This window comes from Mycobacterium sp. WUMAC-067, assembly GCF_020217485.1.
Classification (GTDB): Bacteria; Actinomycetota; Actinomycetes; order Mycobacteriales; family Mycobacteriaceae; genus Mycobacterium.
The window spans coordinates 124275-142175 of the sequence record NZ_JAEKMI010000003.1 but is presented as its reverse complement, the minus strand read 5'-3'; the positions used below and the strand labels follow the sequence as shown (position 1 = coordinate 142175).

The window sequence follows — 17901 nt, the reverse complement described above, 5'->3', positions numbered from 1 at the left end:
ACCAGTTGCCAGACAGAGTTTTTCACAGCAGAGAGGAACCTTATGCCCGGAGTGCAGGATCGCGTCGTCATCGTCACCGGAGCCGGTGGGGGACTGGGCCGTGAGTACGCCCTGACCCTCGCCAAGGAGGGCGCCAGCGTCGTGGTCAACGATCTCGGCGGCGCCCGCGACGGCACCGGCGCCGGCCACAACATGGCCGACGAGGTGGTCAAGGAGATCAAGGACGCCGGCGGCCGGGCGGTCGCCAACTACGACAGCGTCGCCGAATCCGAGGGCGCCGAGAACATGGTCAAGACCGCGCTCGACGAATTCGGCAAGGTCGACGGCGTGGTCAGCAACGCGGGCATTCTGCGCGACGGCACGTTCCACAAGATGTCCTTCGAGAACTGGGACGCCGTGCTCAAGGTGCACCTCTACGGCGGGTACAACATCATCCGCGCCGCGTGGCCGCACTTCCGCGAGCAGAGCTTCGGCCGGGTCGTCGTCGCCACCTCCACCAGCGGGCTGTTCGGAAACTTCGGCCAGGCCAACTACGGCGCGGCGAAGCTCGGGCTGGTCGGCCTGATCAACACGCTGGCCCAGGAGGGCGCCAAGTACAACATCAAGACCAACGCGGTCGCGCCGATCGCCGCTACCCGGATGACGCAGGACATCCTGCCGCCGGAGGTCTTCGAGAAGCTCACCCCGGAGTACGTCGCCCCGGTGGTGGCCTACCTGATGACCGAGGAGCTGACCGACACCGACTCGGTGTTCATCGTCGGCGGCGGCAAGGTCCAGCGCACCGCGCTGTTCCAGAACGACGGCATCACCTTCGACAGCGTGCCGTCGGTCGAGGACATCGCCGCCAAGTGGGGCCAGATCACCGACCTGTCCGCCGCCCAGCAGGCCAGCTTCAAGCTGGGCTGAGTCCGGCGTCCCCGAGTGGTCGGCGGGTCAGGCGAGCAGCGCTTCGCGCAGGCGCTCCACGTCTGACTCGCTGACGCTCGCGGCGCGCAAATAGGCGTCCAGCGACCCGAATTCCTCGTCGATGGTTTGGCGCGCGGCGGCCAGGTAGACCTCCCGGACCCCGAGCACGCCGTCGGACAGCCGGGCCTCGGTCCAGGTCACCACCTCCGGGGTCAGCTCGGTGTCCTGGCGCTGCGCGATCATCGCCGAGATCTGCGCCCGCAGCGCGGGCGCCGCGTCGTTGCTGCGCAGGAAGTCGGCCAGGATGGTGTCGCGGTCGATGCCGATCGCCTCGAGCACCGTCGCCACCACGAAGCCGGTGCGGTCCTTGCCGGCGAAGCAGTGCGTCAGCACCGAATGCCCGGCGGCCAGCAGCGTGATGACGCGGTGCAGCGCCCGCTGCGCGCCGTTGCGCGTGGGGAATTGCCGGTATTCGTCAATCATGTAGCGGGTGGCGGCGTCGTTGATCGACTGCTCCGATTCCTCGGCGCCCTCGCCGGTGAGCAGCCGCTGGAAGGCGTGTTCGTGCGGCGCCGCATCGTCGGTCCCGACGTCCTGCTCGCCGAGATCGGGGAAGGGCAACAGGTGCACCTCGACGCCGTCGGGAACCAGCCCCGGCCCGCGCCGGGCGACCTCGCGGGCCGCCCGCAGGTCGGCGACGTCGGTGATGCCCAGCCGGCTCAGCGTCGCGCGGCCGTCGTCGTCGAGCCCGCTCAGTTCGCCGGAGCGGAACAGCCGCCCGGGGCGCAGCGCGGACGCCCCGTCGGCGACGTCACGAAAGTTCCACGCGCCCGACAGTTCTCGCAGCGCCTCAGTCATGCGCGGTGACCGCCGCGGCGAGCGCCGACTTCTCCCGGCCGAGCTCGGCGCGCGCGATGGTCCGCATGTGCACCTCGTCCGGGCCGTCGAAGATCCGCATGGCGCGGTGCCAGCCGTACAGGCGGGCCAGCACCGTGTCGTCGCTGACACCGGCCGCCCCGTGCACCTGGATGGCGCGGTCGATGACATCGCAGGCCACCTGCGGCGCCACCGCCTTGATCTGCGAGACCAGGAGATGCGCGGCCTTGTTGCCGTGCTGGTCGATGGTCCACGCCGCCTTCTCGCACAGCAGCCGTGCCTGATCGATTTCGTTGCGGGACTTTGCAATTGACTCCCGAACCACGCCCTGCTCGGCCAGCGGCCGGCCGAACGCCACACGCTTTTGGGCCCGATCGGACATCAGGGCCAGGGCGCGCTCGGCGCCGCCGAGCGCACGCATGCAGTGGTGGATGCGGCCCGGTCCCAGCCGGGCCTGGGCGATCGCGAAGCCGCCGCCCTCTTCGCCGAGCAGATTGGTGACGGGCACGCGCACGTTGTCGTAAGTGATCTCGCAGTGGCCGTGCTGGTCCTGCCAGCCGAAGACCGGGGTGGAGCGCACCACCGTCACGCCCGGCGTGTCCATCGGCACCAGCACCATCGACTGCTGCTGGTGGCTGGCCGCCTCGGGGTTGGTGCGGCCCATGACGATCAGGATCTTGCAGCGCGGGTCGGCCGCGCCCGACGTCCACCACTTGCGGCCGTTGATCACGTAGTCGCCGCCGTCGCGCACGATCGAGGTCTCGATGTTGCGGGCGTCGCTGCTGGCGACCGCCGGCTCGGTCATGGAAAAGGCGCTGCGGATCTCGCCGGCCAGCAGCGGCTCGAGCCACCGCTTGCGCTGGTCCTCGGTGGCGAACAGGTGCAGCGTCTCCATGTTGCCGGTGTCGGGCGCCGCGCAGTTGAGCGCCTCGGGGGCGAGCTCCAGGCTCCAGCCGGTGATCTCGGCCAGCGGCGCGTATTCGAGGTTGGTCAGGCCCGACTCGGCCGGCAGGAACAGGTTCCACAGGCCCTGTTGCTTAGCCTTGATCTTGAGTTCCTCGACGACGGGCGGAACCGTGTGGTCGCCCGGGCCGGCTTCGTGACGGTACTTGTCGTAGTCGGCCTCGGCCGGGAACACATACTCGGTCATGAAATCGGTCAGCCGCTTGTGGTAGTCGCTGGCCTTGGCCGACATCGCGAAGTCCATGCCCGTCACGATAGGTCACGTGCTATTGGACAGCGCGAGCAGACGCAAAATCGCATGCTGCAGTGCGGATTAGTGCGATTCTGTGTCTGCTCGCGCAGGATAGGGTCGTGCAGGATAGGGCCGTGACCGAATCCCGTCCCCCGTTCCCGCCGTTCACGCGGGAGACCGCGATCGCGAAGGTGCAGGCGGCCGAGGATGCCTGGAACACCCGCGATCCGCAGGGCGTCAGCCTGGCCTACACGGTCGATTCGCGGTGGCGAAACCGCGGTGAGCACATCGTGGGTCGCGACGAGATCGTCGCGTTCTTGACCCGCAAGTGGCAGCGCGAACTCGATTACGCGCTGCGCAAGGTCCTTTGGGACTTCCACGGCAACCGCATCGCGGTGCGCTTCCAATACGAGTGCCACGACGACGCCGGCCAGTGGTATCGCAGCTACGGCAACGAGCTGTGGGAGTTCACCGAGACGGGACTGATGGCCCGCCGCGAAGCCAGCATCAACGACGTGGCGATCGACGAGTCGCAACGGCGCTACTTCGGGCCCCGCCCGTCCTCCGAACGCGGCCACGACATCCCGCTCTGGTAGCCGTGCCGACGGGCGGGGCAACAACGACCCCTTGTGGCGTCACAACGGTGTGACCGCTACTGCATCGCGGTGGGACGGCGAACCATCGACCGGGAGTCGATCGCCCGCGGGCGGGGTATCCCGCTTCGGGTGGCCCAGAGCCGATCACCCATCCACGGTGAAACCTGGTTAAGGTAGCGAAGCGCGCGGCCGAGCCAGCGCCACGCCCATCGGCAGGAACAGTACGGACAGTACAGAAAAGTACGGGAAGTAGATGTACGCGCCATGACAAATGCGCAGACGACGGTAGGAGTGGTCTCCGAGTCCGGGGCCGACGAGCGGCGGGTCGCGCTGGTGCCCAAGGCGGTGGCGTCGCTGGTGGGCAGCGGCGTCGCGGTCGTCGTCGAGTCCGGTGCGGGCGAACGGGCGCTGCTTCCCGACGCGCTCTACACCGAGGCCGGCGCCACCATCGGGGACGCGTGGGCCGCCGATGTCGTGGTCAAGGTCGCGCCGCCGACCGCGGACGAGGTCGGCAAGCTGCGCAACGGGCAAACGCTGATCGGCTTCCTCGCGCCGCGCAATGCCGAGAACTCGATCGGGGCGCTGAAGGCGGCCGGTGTGCAGGCGTTCGCGCTGGAGGCCATCCCGCGGATCTCGCGGGCGCAGGCGATGGACGCGTTGTCGTCGCAGGGCAACGTGGCCGGCTACAAGGCGGTGCTCCTGGCGGCCTCGGAGTCGACCCGGTTCTTCCCGATGCTGACGACGGCGGCCGGCACCGTGAAGCCTGCCACCGTGCTGGTGCTCGGCGTGGGCGTGGCCGGGCTGCAGGCACTGGCGACGGCCAAGCGCCTCGGCGCGCGCACCACCGGCTACGACGTGCGGCCCGAAGTCGCCGACCAGGTGCGCTCCGTGGGCGCGCAATGGCTCGACATCGGGATCGACGCGGCCGGCGAGGGCGGATACGCCCGCGAGCTCACCGACGACGAGCGCGCGCAACAGCAGCAGGCCTTGGAGAAGGCCATCAGCGGCTTCGACGTCGTGATCACCACGGCGCTGGTCCCGGGCCGGCCGGCGCCGCGCCTGGTGACCGCCGCGGCCGTGGAGGCGATGAAGCCCGGCAGCGTCGTGGTGGACCTGGCCGGCGAGACCGGCGGCAACTGCGAGCTCACCGAACCCGGCAAGACGGTCGTCAAGCACGACGTCACGATCGCCTCGCCGCTGAACCTGCCGGCGACGATGCCCGAGCACGCCTCCGAGCTCTACAGCAAGAACATCACCGCGCTGCTGGACTTGCTGCTCACCGACGGAAAGCTGGCGCCGGACTTCGACGACGAGGTCATCGCGGACTCCTGTGTGACACGGGACTGAGAGGACTACATGTACGACGAACTGTTGGCCAACGTGGCGATCCTGGTGCTGTCCGGGTTCGTCGGGTTCGCGGTCATCTCCAAGGTGCCCAACACGCTGCACACGCCGCTGATGTCGGGCACCAACGCCATTCACGGCATCGTGGTGCTGGGCGCGCTGGTGGTGTTCGGCTCGGTCGAGCACCCGTCGCTGGCGGTGCAGATCATCCTGTTCGTCGCCGTCGTGTTCGGCACCCTGAACGTCATCGGCGGGTTCATCGTCACCGACCGGATGCTGGGCATGTTCAAGGGCAAGAAGAAACCGGTACCCGCCGCGACTGAGGAGCCGGCCGCCAAATGAACTACGTGGTAATCGGCCTGTACATCATTTCGTTCGCCCTCTTCATCTACGGCCTGATGGGCCTGACCGGGCCCAAGACGGCGGTGCGGGGCAACCTGATCGCCGCGGTCGGTATGGCGATCGCGGTGGCGGCGACCCTGGTCAAGATCCGTCACACCGACCAATGGGTGCTGATCATCGCCGGTCTGGTGGTGGGCGTGGTGCTCGGTGTTCCGCCGGCGCGCTACACCAAGATGACGGCGATGCCGCAGCTGGTGGCGTTCTTCAACGGCGTCGGCGGTGGCACCGTCGCGCTGATCGCGCTCTCGGAATTCATTGAGACGACCGGGTTTTCGGCGTTCCAGCACGGCGAGTCGCCGACCGTGCACATCGTGGTGGCGTCGTTGTTCGCCGCGATCATCGGCTCGATCTCGTTCTGGGGATCGATCATCGCGTTCGGCAAGCTGCAGGAGATCATCTCGGGCTCACCGATCGGTTTCGGCCGCGCCCAGCAGCCGGTCAACCTGCTGCTGCTGGTCGCCGCGGTCCTCGCCGCGGTCGTGATCGGCGTGCACGCCCATCCCGGCACCGGCGGCGCATCGCTGTGGTGGATGATCGGGCTGCTCGCCGCGGCGGGCGTGCTCGGCCTGATGGTGGTGCTGCCCATCGGCGGCGCCGACATGCCGGTGGTCATCTCGCTGCTCAACGCGATGACGGGGCTGTCGGCCGCGGCCGCCGGTTTGGCGCTGAACAACACCGCGATGATCGTCGCGGGCATGATCGTCGGCGCGTCCGGTTCGATCCTGACCAACTTGATGGCCAAGGCCATGAACCGCTCGATCCCCGCGATCGTCGCCGGCGGCTTCGGCGGCGGCGGGGTGGCTCCCAGCGGCGACGGTGGGGGAGACAAGACCGTCAAGGCCACCTCGGCCGCGGACGCCGCGATCCAGATGGCCTACGCCAACCAGGTGATCGTGGTGCCCGGCTACGGCCTGGCCGTCGCGCAGGCGCAGCACGCGGTGAAGGACATGGCGGCCCTGCTGGAAGACAAGGGCGTGGAGGTCAAGTACGCCATCCACCCGGTCGCCGGCCGGATGCCCGGGCACATGAACGTGTTGCTGGCCGAGGCCGAGGTCGACTACGACGCCATGAAGGACATGGACGACATCAACGACGAGTTCGCGCGCACCGACGTCGCGATCGTCATCGGCGCCAACGACGTCACCAACCCGGCGGCCCGCAACGACGCGTCCAGCCCGATCTATGGCATGCCGATCCTCAACGTCGACAAGGCCAAGTCGGTGATCGTGCTGAAGCGGTCGATGAACTCCGGGTTCGCGGGCATCGACAACCCGCTGTTCTACGGCGAGGGCACCAGCATGCTGTTCGGCGACGCGAAGAAATCGGTGACCGAGGTCGCCGAGGAACTCAAGGCGCTGTAGCTCGGCGACGCCTGCGGCCTGGGTGCTCTAGACGGGCGGGTAGGCCGGCGGCGGGTATCCGTTGCCGTCGGTGACGCCGCGCAAACCCCAGGTGAGGTACCGCATGAAGAACTCGATCTCGTCGCTTCCGTCGTAATCCGGGCTCGGATCCATCGGTCCCACCTCTCGAATCTCGTTCGATGAGGAGTCTAGTCGCATGCCCGTCGACGTGACACCGGCGTTTTTGCTTAAACTGTCCAACCAGTTGATTGATAGTTATTCTTGGCCGAACCGGGTCTGGCCTGCCCGTACCGACGATAGTGAGAACAGATGCCCACCGACAGCGTCACACCCAATGGGCAAACGCGGCGCGAGGAGCTGCTGGCCGTCGCCACCAAGCTGTTCGCGGCGCGCGGCTATCACGGCACCCGGATGGACGATGTGGCCGACGTGATCGGCCTGAACAAGGCGACCGTCTATCACTATTACGCCAGCAAGTCGCTGATCCTGTTCGACATCTACCGCCAGGCCGCCGAGGGCACGCTGGCCGCCGTGCACGACGACCCGTCCTGGACGGCGCGCGAGGCGCTCTACCAGTACACCGTCCGGTTGCTCACCGGCATCGCCAGCGATCCCGAGCGCGCCGCCGTGTACTTCCAGGAGCAGCCCTACATCACCGAGTGGTTCACCAGCGAGCAGGTCGCCGAGGTGCGCGAGAAGGAAGCGCAGGTCTACCACCACGTGCACGGCCTGATCGACCGCGGGATCGCCAGCGGCGAGTTCTACCAGTGCGACTCGCACGTGCTGGCGCTCGGCTACATCGGCATGACGCTGGGCAGTTATCGCTGGCTGCGGCCCAGCGGGCGGCGCTCCGCCAAGGAGATCGCGGCGGAGTTCAGCACGGCGCTGCTGCGCGGACTGATCCGCGACGAGGCGATCCGCACGACGTCGCCCCTGGGCCCTTAGGGCCGCGCGCCTTTCAGGTGCTTGTCGAGGAACGCGAGCTGGTCGGCGACCACACGCTCGAACGCGTCGTCGACGTAGATCGCGAAATGGCCCTCGGGATACAGCTTGACCTCGCCGCGGGGCGCTTTCGCCGCGTGGCGCAGTGTTGCCGCCGCGGGAGCTACCGAGTCGGCCTCGCAGACGCAGAACAGGATCGGGCAGGTGATCTTCGGCGTCAGGCGTCCCGGGCGATAGGTGAAGACCTGCAACGCGATTCGGGCGGCGACCTCATTGGGTAAGTCGACGCCGTCGGGCACCAGCCGCAGGTAGCCCGCGTACGCGTCGGGCGTGTTCATCAACGCGACCTCGCCGGGCGGGCCCGCCGTTGCGACCATCACCGGTGGCCTGCCCCGTTTGCTCGCGAGCACGTCGCGCGCCGCCCGCGCGGTGATGCGCGCGGTGATCAACGGGTTGGAGATCGTGCGCGCCGACGCGAGGCCGTCGGTGAAGGGACACTGCGCGACGGCCGCGGCGATGCCCGGCAGCCGCGCCGCCGTGGCGATCACGTGACCGCCGCCGAAAGAGGTGCCCCACAATGCGATTCGGTCGGGGTCGACTCCCGGGACGGTGCGGGCGTAGTCGACGGCCGCGGCCCAGTCGGCGAGCTGCATGCCGACGTCGAGGACCTGACGCGGCCGGCCCCCGCTGTCGCCGAAGTTGCGGTAGTCGAACACCAGGCAGGCGTAGCCGGCCGCGCTGAAGCGTTCGGCGTAGGCGTCCAGGCGCATGCTCCGCACGCCGCCCAGGCCGTGCGCCATCACCAGCAGCGGCGCCGGCCCGTCGCCCGGCGGCCGGTAGAGCCAGGCGCTGATCAGGTCGTCGCCGGACGGGAACCGAATGTCTTCGCGCTGTGTCATCAGGGATTGATTCTGCCCCCGCGGTCCAGGAGCGGTCCGCAGGTATGCGCGCCCAATTTAATGGACTAGTGTCTAGAAACGTTTTGGGCGCTCAACGGACGGAGACTGTCATGGCGATCCGCGTCGCGCACGTCGGCACCGGCAATGTCGGTGGGCTGGCCCTCGCCGAACTGATCACCAACCCGCAGTTCGAACTGACCGGGGTCTGCGTCTCCACCCCGGAAAAGGTGGGCAAGGACGCCGGGGAGCTGTGCGGCGTCGGCCTGGACACAGGGGTGGTCACCGGCGTCGCCGCCGTGGATGACCTGGACGCCATCATCGCCGCCAAGCCCGAGTGCGTCGTCTACTGCGCGATGGGCGACACCCGGCTGCCCGAGGCGATGGCCGACGTCATGCGCATCCTGGCCGCCGGCATCAACGTCGTCGGGTCCTCGCCGGGCCTGCTGCAGTACCCGTGGGGCGTGATGCCCGACAAGTACATCGCCCGCGTGGAAGACGCTGCCAAACAAGGCAATTCGAGCATCTTCATCAGCGGCGTCGACCCGGGATTCGCCAACGACCTGATACCGTTCGCGCTCGCGGGCACCTGTCAGCGCATCGAGCAGGTGCGTTGCATGGAGATTCACGACTACGCCTCGTACAACGGGACCGAGGTCATGGACTACATGGGCTTCGCCAAACCCATGGACGAGATCCCGATGCTGCTGCAGCCGGGCATCCTCAGCATCGCCTGGGGTACCGCCATCCGTCAGCTGGCGGCCGGGTTGGGCATCGAGGTCGACGAGATCACCGAGTCCTACCAGCGCGAGCCGGCGCCGGAGGACTTCGACATCGCGGTCGGCCACGTCGCGAAGGGGACCGTGGCCGTGCTGCAGTTCGAGATTCGCGGCATGGTCAAGGGCCACCCCGCCGTCGTCATCGAGCACGTCACCCGGCTGCGGCCGGACCTGCGCCCCGACCTGCCCCAGCCCGCCGCGGGCGACGGCTCGTACCGCGTCGAGATCACCGGCGAGCCCTCGTATGCGGTCGACATCATTCCGAGCAGCCGCAAGGGCGACCACAACCACGCCGCGATCGCCGGCGCGGCGGGTCGCGTCGTCAACGCCATCCCGGCGGTGATCGCGGCGCCGCCCGGCATCCGGACCACGCTCGATCTACCGCTGGTCACCGGAAAAGGCCTTTACGCACCAAGCACTTTGGTGACCACTTAAATCGAAAGGAGCCCCTCTGTGGGTCGGGTAGACGGCAAGGTTGCACTCATCAGTGGCGGTGCTGGCGGCATGGGAGCCGAGGACGCGCGCCTGTTGGTCGAGGAGGGCGCCAAGGTGGTGATCGGCGACATCCTCGACGACCAGGGCAAGGCACTGGCCGAACAGATCGGCGAATCCGCGCGCTACGTGCACCTCGACGTCACCCAGCCCGACCAGTGGGACGCCGCCGTCGCCACCGCGGTCGGCGAGTTCGGCAAGCTCAACGTGTTGGTCAACAACGCCGGGACCGTCGCGCTCGGCCCACTGAAGAGCTTCGATCTTGCCAAGTGGCAGAAGGTGATTGACGTCAATCTGACCGGGACGTTCCTGGGCATGCGGGTGGCCGTCGAGCCGATGATCGCGGCCGGGGGCGGCTCGATCATCAACGTGTCGTCCATCGAGGGCCTGCGCGGGGCACCCATGGTGCACCCCTATGTCGCGTCGAAGTGGGGCGTGCGCGGCTTGGCCAAGTCGGCGGCCCTGGAGCTGGCAAAGCACAACATCCGGGTCAACTCGGTGCACCCGGGGTTCATCCGCACCCCGATGACGAAGCACCTGCCCGACGACATGGTGACCATTCCGCTCGGGCGCCCGGGGGAGGTTCGGGAAGTCGCGACGTTCGTGCTGTTCCTGGCCAGCGACGAGTCGTCCTACTCCACCGGCAGCGAGTACGTCATGGACGGCGGCCTGGTCACCGACGTCAACCACAAGGACTTCTAGAGCGGGTGCTATAACCGCGAGCATGCTGCGCAGTCTGGCGAGCCTGGTCGGGCCGAACCACGTTGTCACCGACCCCGACGTGCTAGCCGCGCGCAGCGTCGACCACACCGGCCGTTACCGCGGGCGGGCGAGCGCACTGGTGCGGCCGGGCTCGGCCGAGCAGGTCGCCGAGGTGCTGCGGGTGTGCCGCGATGCCGGTGCGCATGTGACGGTGCAGGGCGGCCGGACCTCGCTGGTGGCCGGCACCGTCCCCGAGCACGACGACGTGTTGTTGTCCACCGAACGGCTGCACGCCATCGGGGACGTCGACACCGTCGAGAGCCGCATCGAGGTCGGCGCCGGGGCCACCCTGGCCGCCGTGCAGCAGGCCGCGGCCGGAGCCCGTCTGGTGTTCGGCGTGGACCTGTCCGCCCGCGACACCGCGACCGTCGGCGGCATGGCGTCGACCAACGCCGGCGGCCTGCGCACCGTCCGGTACGGCAACATGGGCGAGCAGGTCATCGGCGTGCAGGTCGCGCTGCCCGACGGCTCGCTGCTGCGCCGGCACAGCCGGGTGCGCCGCGACAACACCGGCTACGACCTTCCGGCGCTGTTCGTGGGCGCCGAGGGCACGCTCGGCGTCATCACCGCGCTGGACCTGCGGCTGCACGCCATCCCCCCGCACCGGGTGACGGCCATCTGCGGGTTCGCCGACCTCGACGCGCTGGTGGCCGCCGGCCGCGTCTTCCGCGACGTGGACGGCATCGCGGCCCTCGAGTTGATCGACGGCCGGGCCGCCGCGCTGACCCGCGAGCACCGCGGCGTGGGTTCGCCGGTCACCGGGGACTGGCTGCTGCTGGTGGAGTTGGCCGCCGACCATGACCAGACCGAGCGCCTCGCCGGCCTGCTCGAGAACGTGCCCATGTGCGGCGAACCGGCGGTGGGCGTGGATCCTGCTGCGCAGCAACGGTTGTGGCAGGTGCGCGAATCACTCGCCGAGGTGCTCGGCGTGTACGGGCCGCCGCTGAAGTTCGACGTGTCGCTGCCGCTGTCGGCGATCGGCGAATTCGAAAGACACGCAGTCGATTTGGTGAATACCCACGCCCCCGAGGCGCTACCGGTGCTGTTCGGTCACATCGGCGAGGGCAACCTGCACCTCAACGTGTTGCGTTGCCCGGGCGAGCAAGAGCGGGTGCTGTACGAGCCGATGATGGACCTCATCGCGCGGTCCGGCGGCAACGTCAGCTCCGAGCACGGCGTCGGCACCCGCAAGCGGCCCTACCTCGCCATGTCACGCGAGCCCGCCGACATCGCCGCGATGCGCACCCTCAAGGCCGCGCTCGACCCGACCGGTTATCTGAACGCCGCGGTGCTGTTCGACTGATCACCGCCTTCGCGAGACTGTCGTTACCGACGCCGTCACTCGGGAAACGCGTTGCCAGTTACAGTTTCGCGGGGCTAGGACGAACCCTTGATGCCCACCGCGTGGCGCAGCTGCGCCAGGAACTGGTCGGCGTCGTCGCTGCGCACGATGTAGTGCGAGATCGCAATCCGGATCACCGTCGCCGCCTTCACCGCGGAGTTGGGTCCGGGTAGGTGCCGTTGCAGGCCCTCGCGCATCTGCGGGATGACCCAGGAGAACTGGGCGATGGTGTGCTCGGGTTCGACGTCGACCATGCGCACGCCGGAGTACGAATGCTGGTATTCGACGATGAATCGCAGCACGGCGTCGAGCTTGTCCACGCCCTTCAGGCCCGCGGTGGCCTTGACCAGGCCGCTTTCGAAGATCTGTCGCTCGTAGGCCGAAAACGCCGACAGCAACTCCTCTTTGGACGCGAACCAGCGGTACAGCGTCGGGCGGGAGACGCCCGCCTGGGTGGCCACGTCGGACAGGCTCAGCTTGGTTTTGCCGTTGCGGCCGAGCACCTCGGCGGTGGCTGCCAGGATTCGCTGGCGGGTCGAGGTGTCAGTGTCGGCGATCGTCGTCGTCCGGACCGGCTGGCTCATGATTTCGCCTCCACGTTAGGCCCGAGGCGGGCGCCGGCGCACCAGCACCGACTGCTGGATGGCGCCGACCGCGCCCTGTTCGTCGAACAATGTGCCGATCGTCGTTCCGATCCCGTCCGGCCCGTAACTGGTTTCCGCCCTGATCCCGATCCAATCACCGTCGGGGACACGAAACACGTGGACGGCCAGATCGGTGTTGAGGAATGTCCACTTGGTGATGTCCAGCTTGCTGCCGATGCCGTTGGCGCAGTCGGCGACCGCGAACAGCCGTTCCAGCTGGGTCATGGACTCGCCGTTGACCAGGTCGACGGTCGGGTTGATCCACGATTCGCCGGGGCCTTCGCTCAGCGGCTCGGTCAGCCACAGCCACTGCAGGCTGTGCACGTAGTTGCGGTCCCAGTCCTTGGCCTTGAGGTTGCGGTCGTGGGCCTCGGCTCTCGGTCGGGGTGGGGGAGCCGCCGCGTGCGTCAGTTCTTGGGTGTCCTGGTGCTGCAACCGCCAGCCGCTGGCGCGCGCCACCGGCCGCGGGGCGCCGTCGGGGCCCGGGGCCAGCATCTCGGCGCTGACGAGTTCGATCTGCTTGCCGGGACGCTGCACCTGCGAGCGGACCCACAGGTCGCCCTCGGCCGGCACCCCGCCCAGCAGGTCGATGACGACCCGGGACAGGCGGGTGTCGTCGCGCTGCTCGCAGCGTTCCAGCGCCCGCACCAGCAGCCCCGACACTGGACCGCCGTGCTGGATCGCCGCCGACCAGGTGCCGCGCGCCAGGTCGGTCGCCCGGAACTTCTCGCCCGGCGCGTCGGCCGGGTCGATCAGCTCGTAGTAGGCGTCGGTCATCGTCAACCTCTTCGGGGTGTCAGGGCAGGCCGGCGCCGGGAGTGGGCACCGTGACGGCGTCCAGCCGCGAAAGCCGGGTGCCGACCAGGCGCTGGGGATAGGCGTCGGTGCTCGACAGCAGGAACAGGGTGCGGCGCTGCGGGCCGCCGAGGGCGCAGGCGATGGCGACGCGATCCCCCATGTCGATGCGGTCGGTCACGTCGCCGCCGGCCACGATGCGTTCGAACTGATGGGCCAGCGTCATCGACGCCCACACGCCGCCCTCGGCGTCCAGCGCGATGCCGTCGGGTGGCCCGTCCAGGCCGTCGGCGAAGATCCGCCGGTCGGTCAGCCCTCCTGGGTCGTCGGGGCCACCGAGGGAAAACGCGCTCAGCCGCCGGCCCGTCGATTCGGCGACGATCAGCGTCTTGCGGTCCGGGGTGATCGCCATTCCGTTGGGGAAGTCGAGGTCCGAGGCGACGACGGTGGCGCTGTCGTCGGGGTCGAGGCGGATGATGACGCCTTCGTGGCGCGCCTGGCATCCGATGTAGGCGCGGCCCACGTCGTCGATGACCATGTCGCCGAGGCTGGCCGGCGCCACATCGGAGAGATCGGCGATGGTGACGACGGTTTCGCCGTCATAGCGCAGCACCCGCCGGTCCTCGGTCGAGGCGATCAGCAGCGAGCCGTCGGGACGGAAACCCAGGCCCGACGGCGAGTGCCCGGGCAGGGGCAGCGTGGTCAGCGAGCCCCCCATGGTCGAGGTGTGGACCGCTTCGCCTAGCATGTCGGAGAACCACAGCAGGCCCTCGAACCAGCGCGGCCCCTCGCCGAAGCAGAACCCGTTGGCCAGCGGCTCGGGGATCATCCGCTCATGCCTTTGGCCGACCTTCCGCTTTACAAAACACCGAAAAAGTGTCACGCACCGCGGGTGCCGGTGTCAATCTGCCGATCGGGCGAGTTCGGTTGCGACGGCCTCGTGGTAGGCGTCGATCTTCGCCGGGTTGGCCTGGAGGAAGAGCTGATCGGGCAGGGGCGCATGCTTGTACGCCTCGATCGTCATGGTCCGGGAGAACAGCGTGACGTCCTGGCCGGGCCGGGTGAAGTGGTACGACACGGTGATCCGGCCCTCCATCCCGCCGTTCCCGTCGCGGTCGTGGCCCAGGCGGCCGATCGAGGTGAACACGAACAGGCTCGGCCGCACGGCGGCGGCCAGCTGCCAGGTGAAGATCCGGTCGCCGTCGGGTCCCGCTTCCTCCCAGGTGTCACCCACCTTCAGCGGAAGCTCCGGCAATTTCCCGATGTGCGCGCTGCCGGGGTAGGTCCTCGTCCAGTTCCGCGGGTCGGTGACGAAGTCGTACACGGTCTCGGCGGACTGCGTGAACGCGGTCTCCGACGTGGTGGTCACGATGCCCAATGGCGTTGCCTCCCTGTGCTTTCCGTTGGCGGGCCAATCCGCCGGGCCGCGGTCTTGTTAGCCAAGCTTTACAAATCCTACTCAAAGTGTCACGCTGAGCCCTGAGCTGCAAGCGCGAGAGGTGGAGCGGATTTGACGAAAGCTTCCGAGGAATCTCAGCAGACCGAGTGGACGGTGCAAGGCCTGCTGGATCTGTTTGACGTGCAGGCCGACGGGCAGGATCGGTTCACCGGCGAGACCGGCATCGCCGTCGGCGACGAACGCCAAGTGGTGGAGGGCACCCAGGTGCTCGCCCAGGCGATTGTCGCCGCGGCCAAACGATTCCCGGACAAGTCGGTGCGCTCGGCGCACGCGGTGTTCTCCCGCGCCGTGACCGTCGGCCCGCCGATCGAGCTGATCCTCGACGTCGTCGCCGAGGGCCGGTCCACCGCCACCGCCGTCGTCGCCGTGCACCAGAACGGCCGGCGCTGCCTGAGCATCACGGTGCTGGCCGACGTCCCGACCGCCGATGTCATCCGTCACCACCTGCCGCGCCCCGACGTGGCCGCGCCGGCCGACGCCAACCCCTCCCCGATGCCGATGGTCGGCCGCGAGCTGCGCCTGGTTGACGTCGTCGACGTCAACAGCCCCGACGAGGTCGGCCCGCCGGAGCTCTACGCGTGGCTGCACTACGACCCCATCCCGCAGCGCGACGACCTGGCCAAGGCGCTGCTGGCGTACTTCACCGGCCACCTGGGGATCTCCACCACCATGCGCGCGCACGAAGGCATCGGCACCGCGCAGGCGCACCTGACCGTGTCGACCGCGCCGATGAGCATCTCGGTCGCCTTCCACGAGCCGGTGCGCTGGAGCGGGTGGCTGCTCTACACCCACGAGAGCACCCAGGTCGGCGCGGGCATGTCCTACGTGCGCGGCGCCGTGCACGCCGAGGAGGGGGAGCTGCTGGCGTCGTTTTCCCAGGAGGCGCTGATCCGCCCGCTGCGGACCAGCGACACCGCGATCGATTCCCGCGCCCGCTTCTGACGGCTGGAAAGTCAGATGCGCTTCACCATCACCCACCCGATGCACAGCCATCCCTACAACCCGGAATTGGTGAGTGGGGACGGCATCGGCAAGGTGGCCGCGGCCACCGAGGCGGCCGGCATCCACGGATTCGGCTTCACCGACCACCCCGCGCCGTCACAGCGGTGGCTCGACGCGGGCGGGCATGACGCGCTAGACCCTTTCGTCGCACTGGGTTTCGCCGCCGCCACCACGTCGACCCTGCGGCTGATCCCCAACATCGTGGTGCTGCCCTACCGAAACCCGTTCGTGGTGGCCAAGTCCGGCGCCACCCTCGACCTGCTGTCCGGCGGTCGCTTCACGCTCGCGGTGGGCGTGGGCTACCTCAAGCGTGAGTTCGCGGCGCTGGGCGTCAGCTACGACGAGCGCGCCGAGCTGTTCGAGGAGGCGCTGCAGGTGATCCGGGCCGTCTGGACCGGAGACGACATCTCCTTCGAGGGAAAGCATTTCAGCGCCCGCGGCATCACCGCGCATCCCCGGCCCGTCAGCAGCCCCCACCCGCCGATCTGGATCGGCGGCAACACCACCGCATCGCGCCAGCGGGTGGCGCAGTACGGCGACGGCTGGTGCCCGTTTCCCGCCCCGCCCCAGTTGGCGCAGACCGCGGGCACGGCCACCATCGACTCGGTGCAGAAACTCACCGAGGGTATCGAGGACCTGCGGCGTAGATGCGATGCGGCGGGCCGGGATTGGTCGGCGATCGACATCACGTTCACCAACTTCGAGGGTGGCAGTCCCGCCGACGACGCGTTCAACGCCGACGCGTACCTGGACGGCCTGGACGAGCTGGCGAAGCTGGGGGTGACCTGGGTCAGCGTGCACCTGCCCGGCGACAGCATGACGCACGCGCTCGAGACCCTGGACCGTTTCCGCACCCTCGTGATCGACGCGGCCTGAATGGACTTCTCCCGCGTAGCGCTCTCGCCCGAGGACCAGGATTTCTACGATCGGTTCCGGGGGTTCATCGCCGAACACGTCACCGACGAGGTACGGCGGCGCGATCGTGAGACCGGTGAGAACTTCAGTGAGCCGGTCCATTTGGCGCTGAGCGAAGCGGGTTATCTCGCATCCGACTGGAAGCTGGAGTCCGAAGGCGGCTTCAATCCGGTGCGCCGCCGGATCTTCCACCTCGAGATCGGTCGCGCCCACGCCCCGTGGTTCCACTGGGGCACCACGGCGGTCGTCGCGCGGTTGGTGCAGCGGTTCGGCGCACCCGAACTCGTTGATGCGGTGCTGCCGGGCGTGCTGTCCGGTGAGATCCGGCTGTGCCTGGGCTACACCGAGCCCGAGGGCGGCTCCGACGTCGCCACCTGCAAGACCCGCGCGGTGCGCGACGGTGACGCGTGGATCATCAACGGCTCCAAGATGTTCACCTCGAACGCGCAGAACGCCAAGTACGTCTTCCTGCTCACCAACACCGACCCGCAGGGCCCGAAACACAAGAACCTGACCATGTTTCTGGTGCCGCTGGATTCGCAGGGCATCGAAATCCAGGGCATCCGCACCATCGACGGCGACCGCACCAACATCGTGTACTACAGCGACGTGCGGGTCGACGACCTCTACCGGATCGGCGAGGTCAACGCCGGCTGGACGGTGATGCGCTTCGCCCTCGACGCCGAGCATGGCATCACCGATATCGAAGACCATGGCCTGCAGAACATTTCGATGCTCTCCGAGCACGGCCACCTGATGGCCGAGGCGGCCGACGGGGTCGCCGCCATCCTGGCCACACCCGACGCGAGCGGACGGCGCCCGATCGACGACGAGGCGACGAAATACCGGCTCGGGCGCGCCATGGCCCGCATCGAGGCGGCCATGTCGACTCCCGGAATGTACGGGCGGGTCGGGCTCATCCAGACCATGCGCGAGGTCTCCCAGGAATTGATGGACTTGCTCGGGACCGCATCGGCATTGCCCACCGACACAACGGGTTCCGCCGATAATGGTGCCATCGAGTTCATCTTCCGGCACGGCGTGCCGGCCGGGATCTACGGCGGCACCATGGAGGTGTTCCGCAACATGATCGCCCAGCACGAGCTGGGGCTCGGGCGTCCCAGTTACGGCCGCTGATCGTGCCGCGAGACTGCAACCACCGACGGTGGCACCCGGGGAACGCGTTGCCAGTT

At 68.5% G+C, this 17901-nt stretch carries 20 protein-coding genes; 12 read left to right on the top strand and 8 right to left on the bottom strand.

What is annotated here, in order from left to right:
• The first annotated feature begins 42 nt into the window (after nt 1-42).
• Nucleotides 43-906 (top strand): SDR family oxidoreductase, encoded by an 864-nt coding sequence (locus JF781_RS03270; protein ID WP_225327233.1) that lies wholly within the window; start codon nt 43-45, stop codon nt 904-906.
• 27 nt (nt 907-933) lie between these two features.
• Here JF781_RS03270 and JF781_RS03265 read toward each other — a convergent pair whose 3' ends face one another.
• Both JF781_RS03265 and JF781_RS03260 read right to left on the bottom strand, forming a co-directional pair.
• Nucleotides 934-1764, bottom strand: coding sequence for a tyrosine-protein phosphatase (locus JF781_RS03265; RefSeq protein ID WP_225327232.1), 831 nt, complete (start codon nt 1762-1764; stop codon nt 934-936).
• The gene (locus JF781_RS03260) at nt 1757-2977 is read right to left on the bottom strand and encodes an acyl-CoA dehydrogenase family protein (protein WP_225327309.1); all 1221 of its coding nucleotides are present in this window, start codon (nt 2975-2977) and stop codon (nt 1757-1759) included. The genes JF781_RS03265 and JF781_RS03260 overlap by 8 nt, the downstream gene beginning before the upstream one ends.
• A gap of 134 nt (nt 2978-3111) precedes the next feature.
• Between JF781_RS03260 and JF781_RS03255 the strand changes: the two genes are divergently transcribed.
• The 4 genes from JF781_RS03255 to JF781_RS03240 all read left to right on the top strand — a co-directional run bounded on the left by JF781_RS03255 (nt 3112) and on the right by JF781_RS03240 (nt 6680).
• Nucleotides 3112-3573, top strand: a complete 462-nt coding sequence (locus JF781_RS03255) for a nuclear transport factor 2 family protein (RefSeq protein ID WP_225327231.1) — start codon at nt 3112-3114, stop codon at nt 3571-3573.
• Nucleotides 3574-3837: 264 nt separating this feature from the next.
• Nucleotides 3838-4920: a Re/Si-specific NAD(P)(+) transhydrogenase subunit alpha gene (locus tag JF781_RS03250; RefSeq protein WP_225327230.1), complete on the top strand. Its 1083-nt coding sequence runs from the start codon at nt 3838-3840 to the stop codon at nt 4918-4920.
• Between the two features lie 9 nt (nt 4921-4929).
• A complete protein-coding gene (locus tag JF781_RS03245) occupies nt 4930-5259 on the top strand; it encodes an NAD(P) transhydrogenase subunit alpha (protein ID WP_225327229.1) in 330 nt (109 codons plus the stop codon).
• Nucleotides 5256-6680 carry an NAD(P)(+) transhydrogenase (Re/Si-specific) subunit beta gene (locus JF781_RS03240; RefSeq protein WP_225327228.1) on the top strand — a complete coding sequence of 475 codons (1425 nt, stop codon included), beginning with the start codon at nt 5256-5258 and terminating at the stop codon, nt 6678-6680. The genes JF781_RS03245 and JF781_RS03240 overlap by 4 nt, the downstream gene beginning before the upstream one ends.
• A gap of 27 nt (nt 6681-6707) precedes the next feature.
• On the opposite strand, the gene JF781_RS03235 is transcribed toward JF781_RS03240, so the two are convergent.
• Nucleotides 6708-6833, bottom strand: a complete 126-nt coding sequence (locus tag JF781_RS03235) for a hypothetical protein (protein WP_003874194.1) — start codon at nt 6831-6833, stop codon at nt 6708-6710.
• 156 nt (nt 6834-6989) lie between these two features.
• Between JF781_RS03235 and JF781_RS03230 the strand changes: the two genes are divergently transcribed.
• Complete coding sequence (locus JF781_RS03230) at nt 6990-7625, top strand: TetR/AcrR family transcriptional regulator (protein WP_008262031.1); 636 nt, start codon at nt 6990-6992, stop codon at nt 7623-7625.
• On the opposite strand, the gene JF781_RS03225 is transcribed toward JF781_RS03230, so the two are convergent.
• Nucleotides 7622-8521, bottom strand: coding sequence for an alpha/beta hydrolase (locus JF781_RS03225; RefSeq protein WP_225327227.1), 900 nt, complete (start codon nt 8519-8521; stop codon nt 7622-7624). The genes JF781_RS03230 and JF781_RS03225 overlap by 4 nt on opposite strands.
• A gap of 110 nt (nt 8522-8631) precedes the next feature.
• Between JF781_RS03225 and JF781_RS03220 the strand changes: the two genes are divergently transcribed.
• From JF781_RS03220 to JF781_RS03210, 3 genes are read left to right on the top strand one after another with little or no spacing between them, the layout of a single operon-like run.
• Nucleotides 8632-9732, top strand: a complete 1101-nt coding sequence (locus JF781_RS03220; protein ID WP_225327226.1) for a diacylglycerol kinase — start codon at nt 8632-8634, stop codon at nt 9730-9732.
• Nucleotides 9733-9750: 18 nt separating this feature from the next.
• Nucleotides 9751-10491: a glucose 1-dehydrogenase gene (locus tag JF781_RS03215; protein ID WP_225327225.1), complete on the top strand. Its 741-nt coding sequence runs from the start codon at nt 9751-9753 to the stop codon at nt 10489-10491.
• 22 nt (nt 10492-10513) lie between these two features.
• Nucleotides 10514-11854 (top strand): FAD-binding oxidoreductase, encoded by a 1341-nt coding sequence (locus JF781_RS03210; protein WP_225327224.1) that lies wholly within the window; start codon nt 10514-10516, stop codon nt 11852-11854.
• A 74-nt stretch (nt 11855-11928) separates the two neighbouring features.
• Here the strand turns inward: JF781_RS03210 and JF781_RS03205 are convergent, their stop codons facing one another.
• From JF781_RS03205 to JF781_RS03190, 4 genes are all read right to left on the bottom strand, one after another.
• Nucleotides 11929-12477 (bottom strand): TetR/AcrR family transcriptional regulator, encoded by a 549-nt coding sequence (locus tag JF781_RS03205; RefSeq protein ID WP_225327223.1) that lies wholly within the window; start codon nt 12475-12477, stop codon nt 11929-11931.
• A 15-nt stretch (nt 12478-12492) separates the two neighbouring features.
• Nucleotides 12493-13314 (bottom strand): thioesterase family protein, encoded by an 822-nt coding sequence (locus JF781_RS03200; protein WP_225327222.1) that lies wholly within the window; start codon nt 13312-13314, stop codon nt 12493-12495.
• A 19-nt stretch (nt 13315-13333) separates the two neighbouring features.
• Nucleotides 13334-14161 (bottom strand): SMP-30/gluconolactonase/LRE family protein, encoded by an 828-nt coding sequence (locus JF781_RS03195; protein ID WP_225327221.1) that lies wholly within the window; start codon nt 14159-14161, stop codon nt 13334-13336.
• Nucleotides 14162-14233: 72 nt separating this feature from the next.
• The gene (locus JF781_RS03190) at nt 14234-14710 is read right to left on the bottom strand and encodes an SRPBCC family protein (protein WP_225327220.1); all 477 of its coding nucleotides are present in this window, start codon (nt 14708-14710) and stop codon (nt 14234-14236) included.
• A gap of 132 nt (nt 14711-14842) precedes the next feature.
• On the opposite strand from JF781_RS03190, the gene JF781_RS03185 reads away from it, so the two are divergent.
• Genes JF781_RS03185 through JF781_RS03175 form a run of 3 tightly spaced genes read left to right on the top strand, consistent with a single transcriptional unit; the run spans nt 14843 to nt 17845 of the window.
• Nucleotides 14843-15733, top strand: a complete 891-nt coding sequence (locus JF781_RS03185) for an acyl-CoA thioesterase II (RefSeq protein WP_225327219.1) — start codon at nt 14843-14845, stop codon at nt 15731-15733.
• Between the two features lie 15 nt (nt 15734-15748).
• Nucleotides 15749-16669 carry an LLM class F420-dependent oxidoreductase gene (locus JF781_RS03180; RefSeq protein ID WP_225327218.1) on the top strand — a complete coding sequence of 307 codons (921 nt, stop codon included), beginning with the start codon at nt 15749-15751 and terminating at the stop codon, nt 16667-16669.
• Entirely contained in the window at nt 16670-17845 is a 1176-nt protein-coding gene (locus tag JF781_RS03175) for an acyl-CoA dehydrogenase family protein (RefSeq protein ID WP_225327217.1), read from the top strand.
• The last annotated feature ends 56 nt before the right edge of the window (nt 17846-17901 follow it).

Bases quoted from the DNA above. Each gene is read 5' to 3' on its own strand.
- JF781_RS03270 (WP_225327233.1), top strand. From the start codon at position 43: ATGCCCGGAGTGCAGGATCGCGTCGTCATCGTCACCGGAGCCGGTGGG.
- JF781_RS03265 (WP_225327232.1), bottom strand. From the start codon at position 1,764: ATGACTGAGGCGCTGCGAGAACTGTCGGGCGCGTGGAACTTTCGTGAC.
- JF781_RS03260 (WP_225327309.1), bottom strand. From the start codon at position 2,977: ATGTCGGCCAAGGCCAGCGACTACCACAAGCGGCTGACCGATTTCATG.
- JF781_RS03250 (WP_225327230.1), top strand. From the start codon at position 3,838: ATGACAAATGCGCAGACGACGGTAGGAGTGGTCTCCGAGTCCGGGGCC.
- JF781_RS03245 (WP_225327229.1), top strand. From the start codon at position 4,930: ATGTACGACGAACTGTTGGCCAACGTGGCGATCCTGGTGCTGTCCGGG.
- JF781_RS03240 (WP_225327228.1), top strand. From the start codon at position 5,256: ATGAACTACGTGGTAATCGGCCTGTACATCATTTCGTTCGCCCTCTTC.
- JF781_RS03235 (WP_003874194.1), bottom strand. From the start codon at position 6,833: ATGGATCCGAGCCCGGATTACGACGGAAGCGACGAGATCGAGTTCTTC.
- JF781_RS03230 (WP_008262031.1), top strand. From the start codon at position 6,990: ATGCCCACCGACAGCGTCACACCCAATGGGCAAACGCGGCGCGAGGAG.
- JF781_RS03225 (WP_225327227.1), bottom strand. From the start codon at position 8,521: ATGACACAGCGCGAAGACATTCGGTTCCCGTCCGGCGACGACCTGATC.
- JF781_RS03220 (WP_225327226.1), top strand. From the start codon at position 8,632: ATGGCGATCCGCGTCGCGCACGTCGGCACCGGCAATGTCGGTGGGCTG.
- JF781_RS03210 (WP_225327224.1), top strand. From the start codon at position 10,514: ATGCTGCGCAGTCTGGCGAGCCTGGTCGGGCCGAACCACGTTGTCACC.
- JF781_RS03205 (WP_225327223.1), bottom strand. From the start codon at position 12,477: ATGAGCCAGCCGGTCCGGACGACGACGATCGCCGACACTGACACCTCG.
- JF781_RS03200 (WP_225327222.1), bottom strand. From the start codon at position 13,314: ATGACCGACGCCTACTACGAGCTGATCGACCCGGCCGACGCGCCGGGC.
- JF781_RS03195 (WP_225327221.1), bottom strand. From the start codon at position 14,161: ATGATCCCCGAGCCGCTGGCCAACGGGTTCTGCTTCGGCGAGGGGCCG.
- JF781_RS03180 (WP_225327218.1), top strand. From the start codon at position 15,749: ATGCGCTTCACCATCACCCACCCGATGCACAGCCATCCCTACAACCCG.
- JF781_RS03175 (WP_225327217.1), top strand. From the start codon at position 16,670: ATGGACTTCTCCCGCGTAGCGCTCTCGCCCGAGGACCAGGATTTCTAC.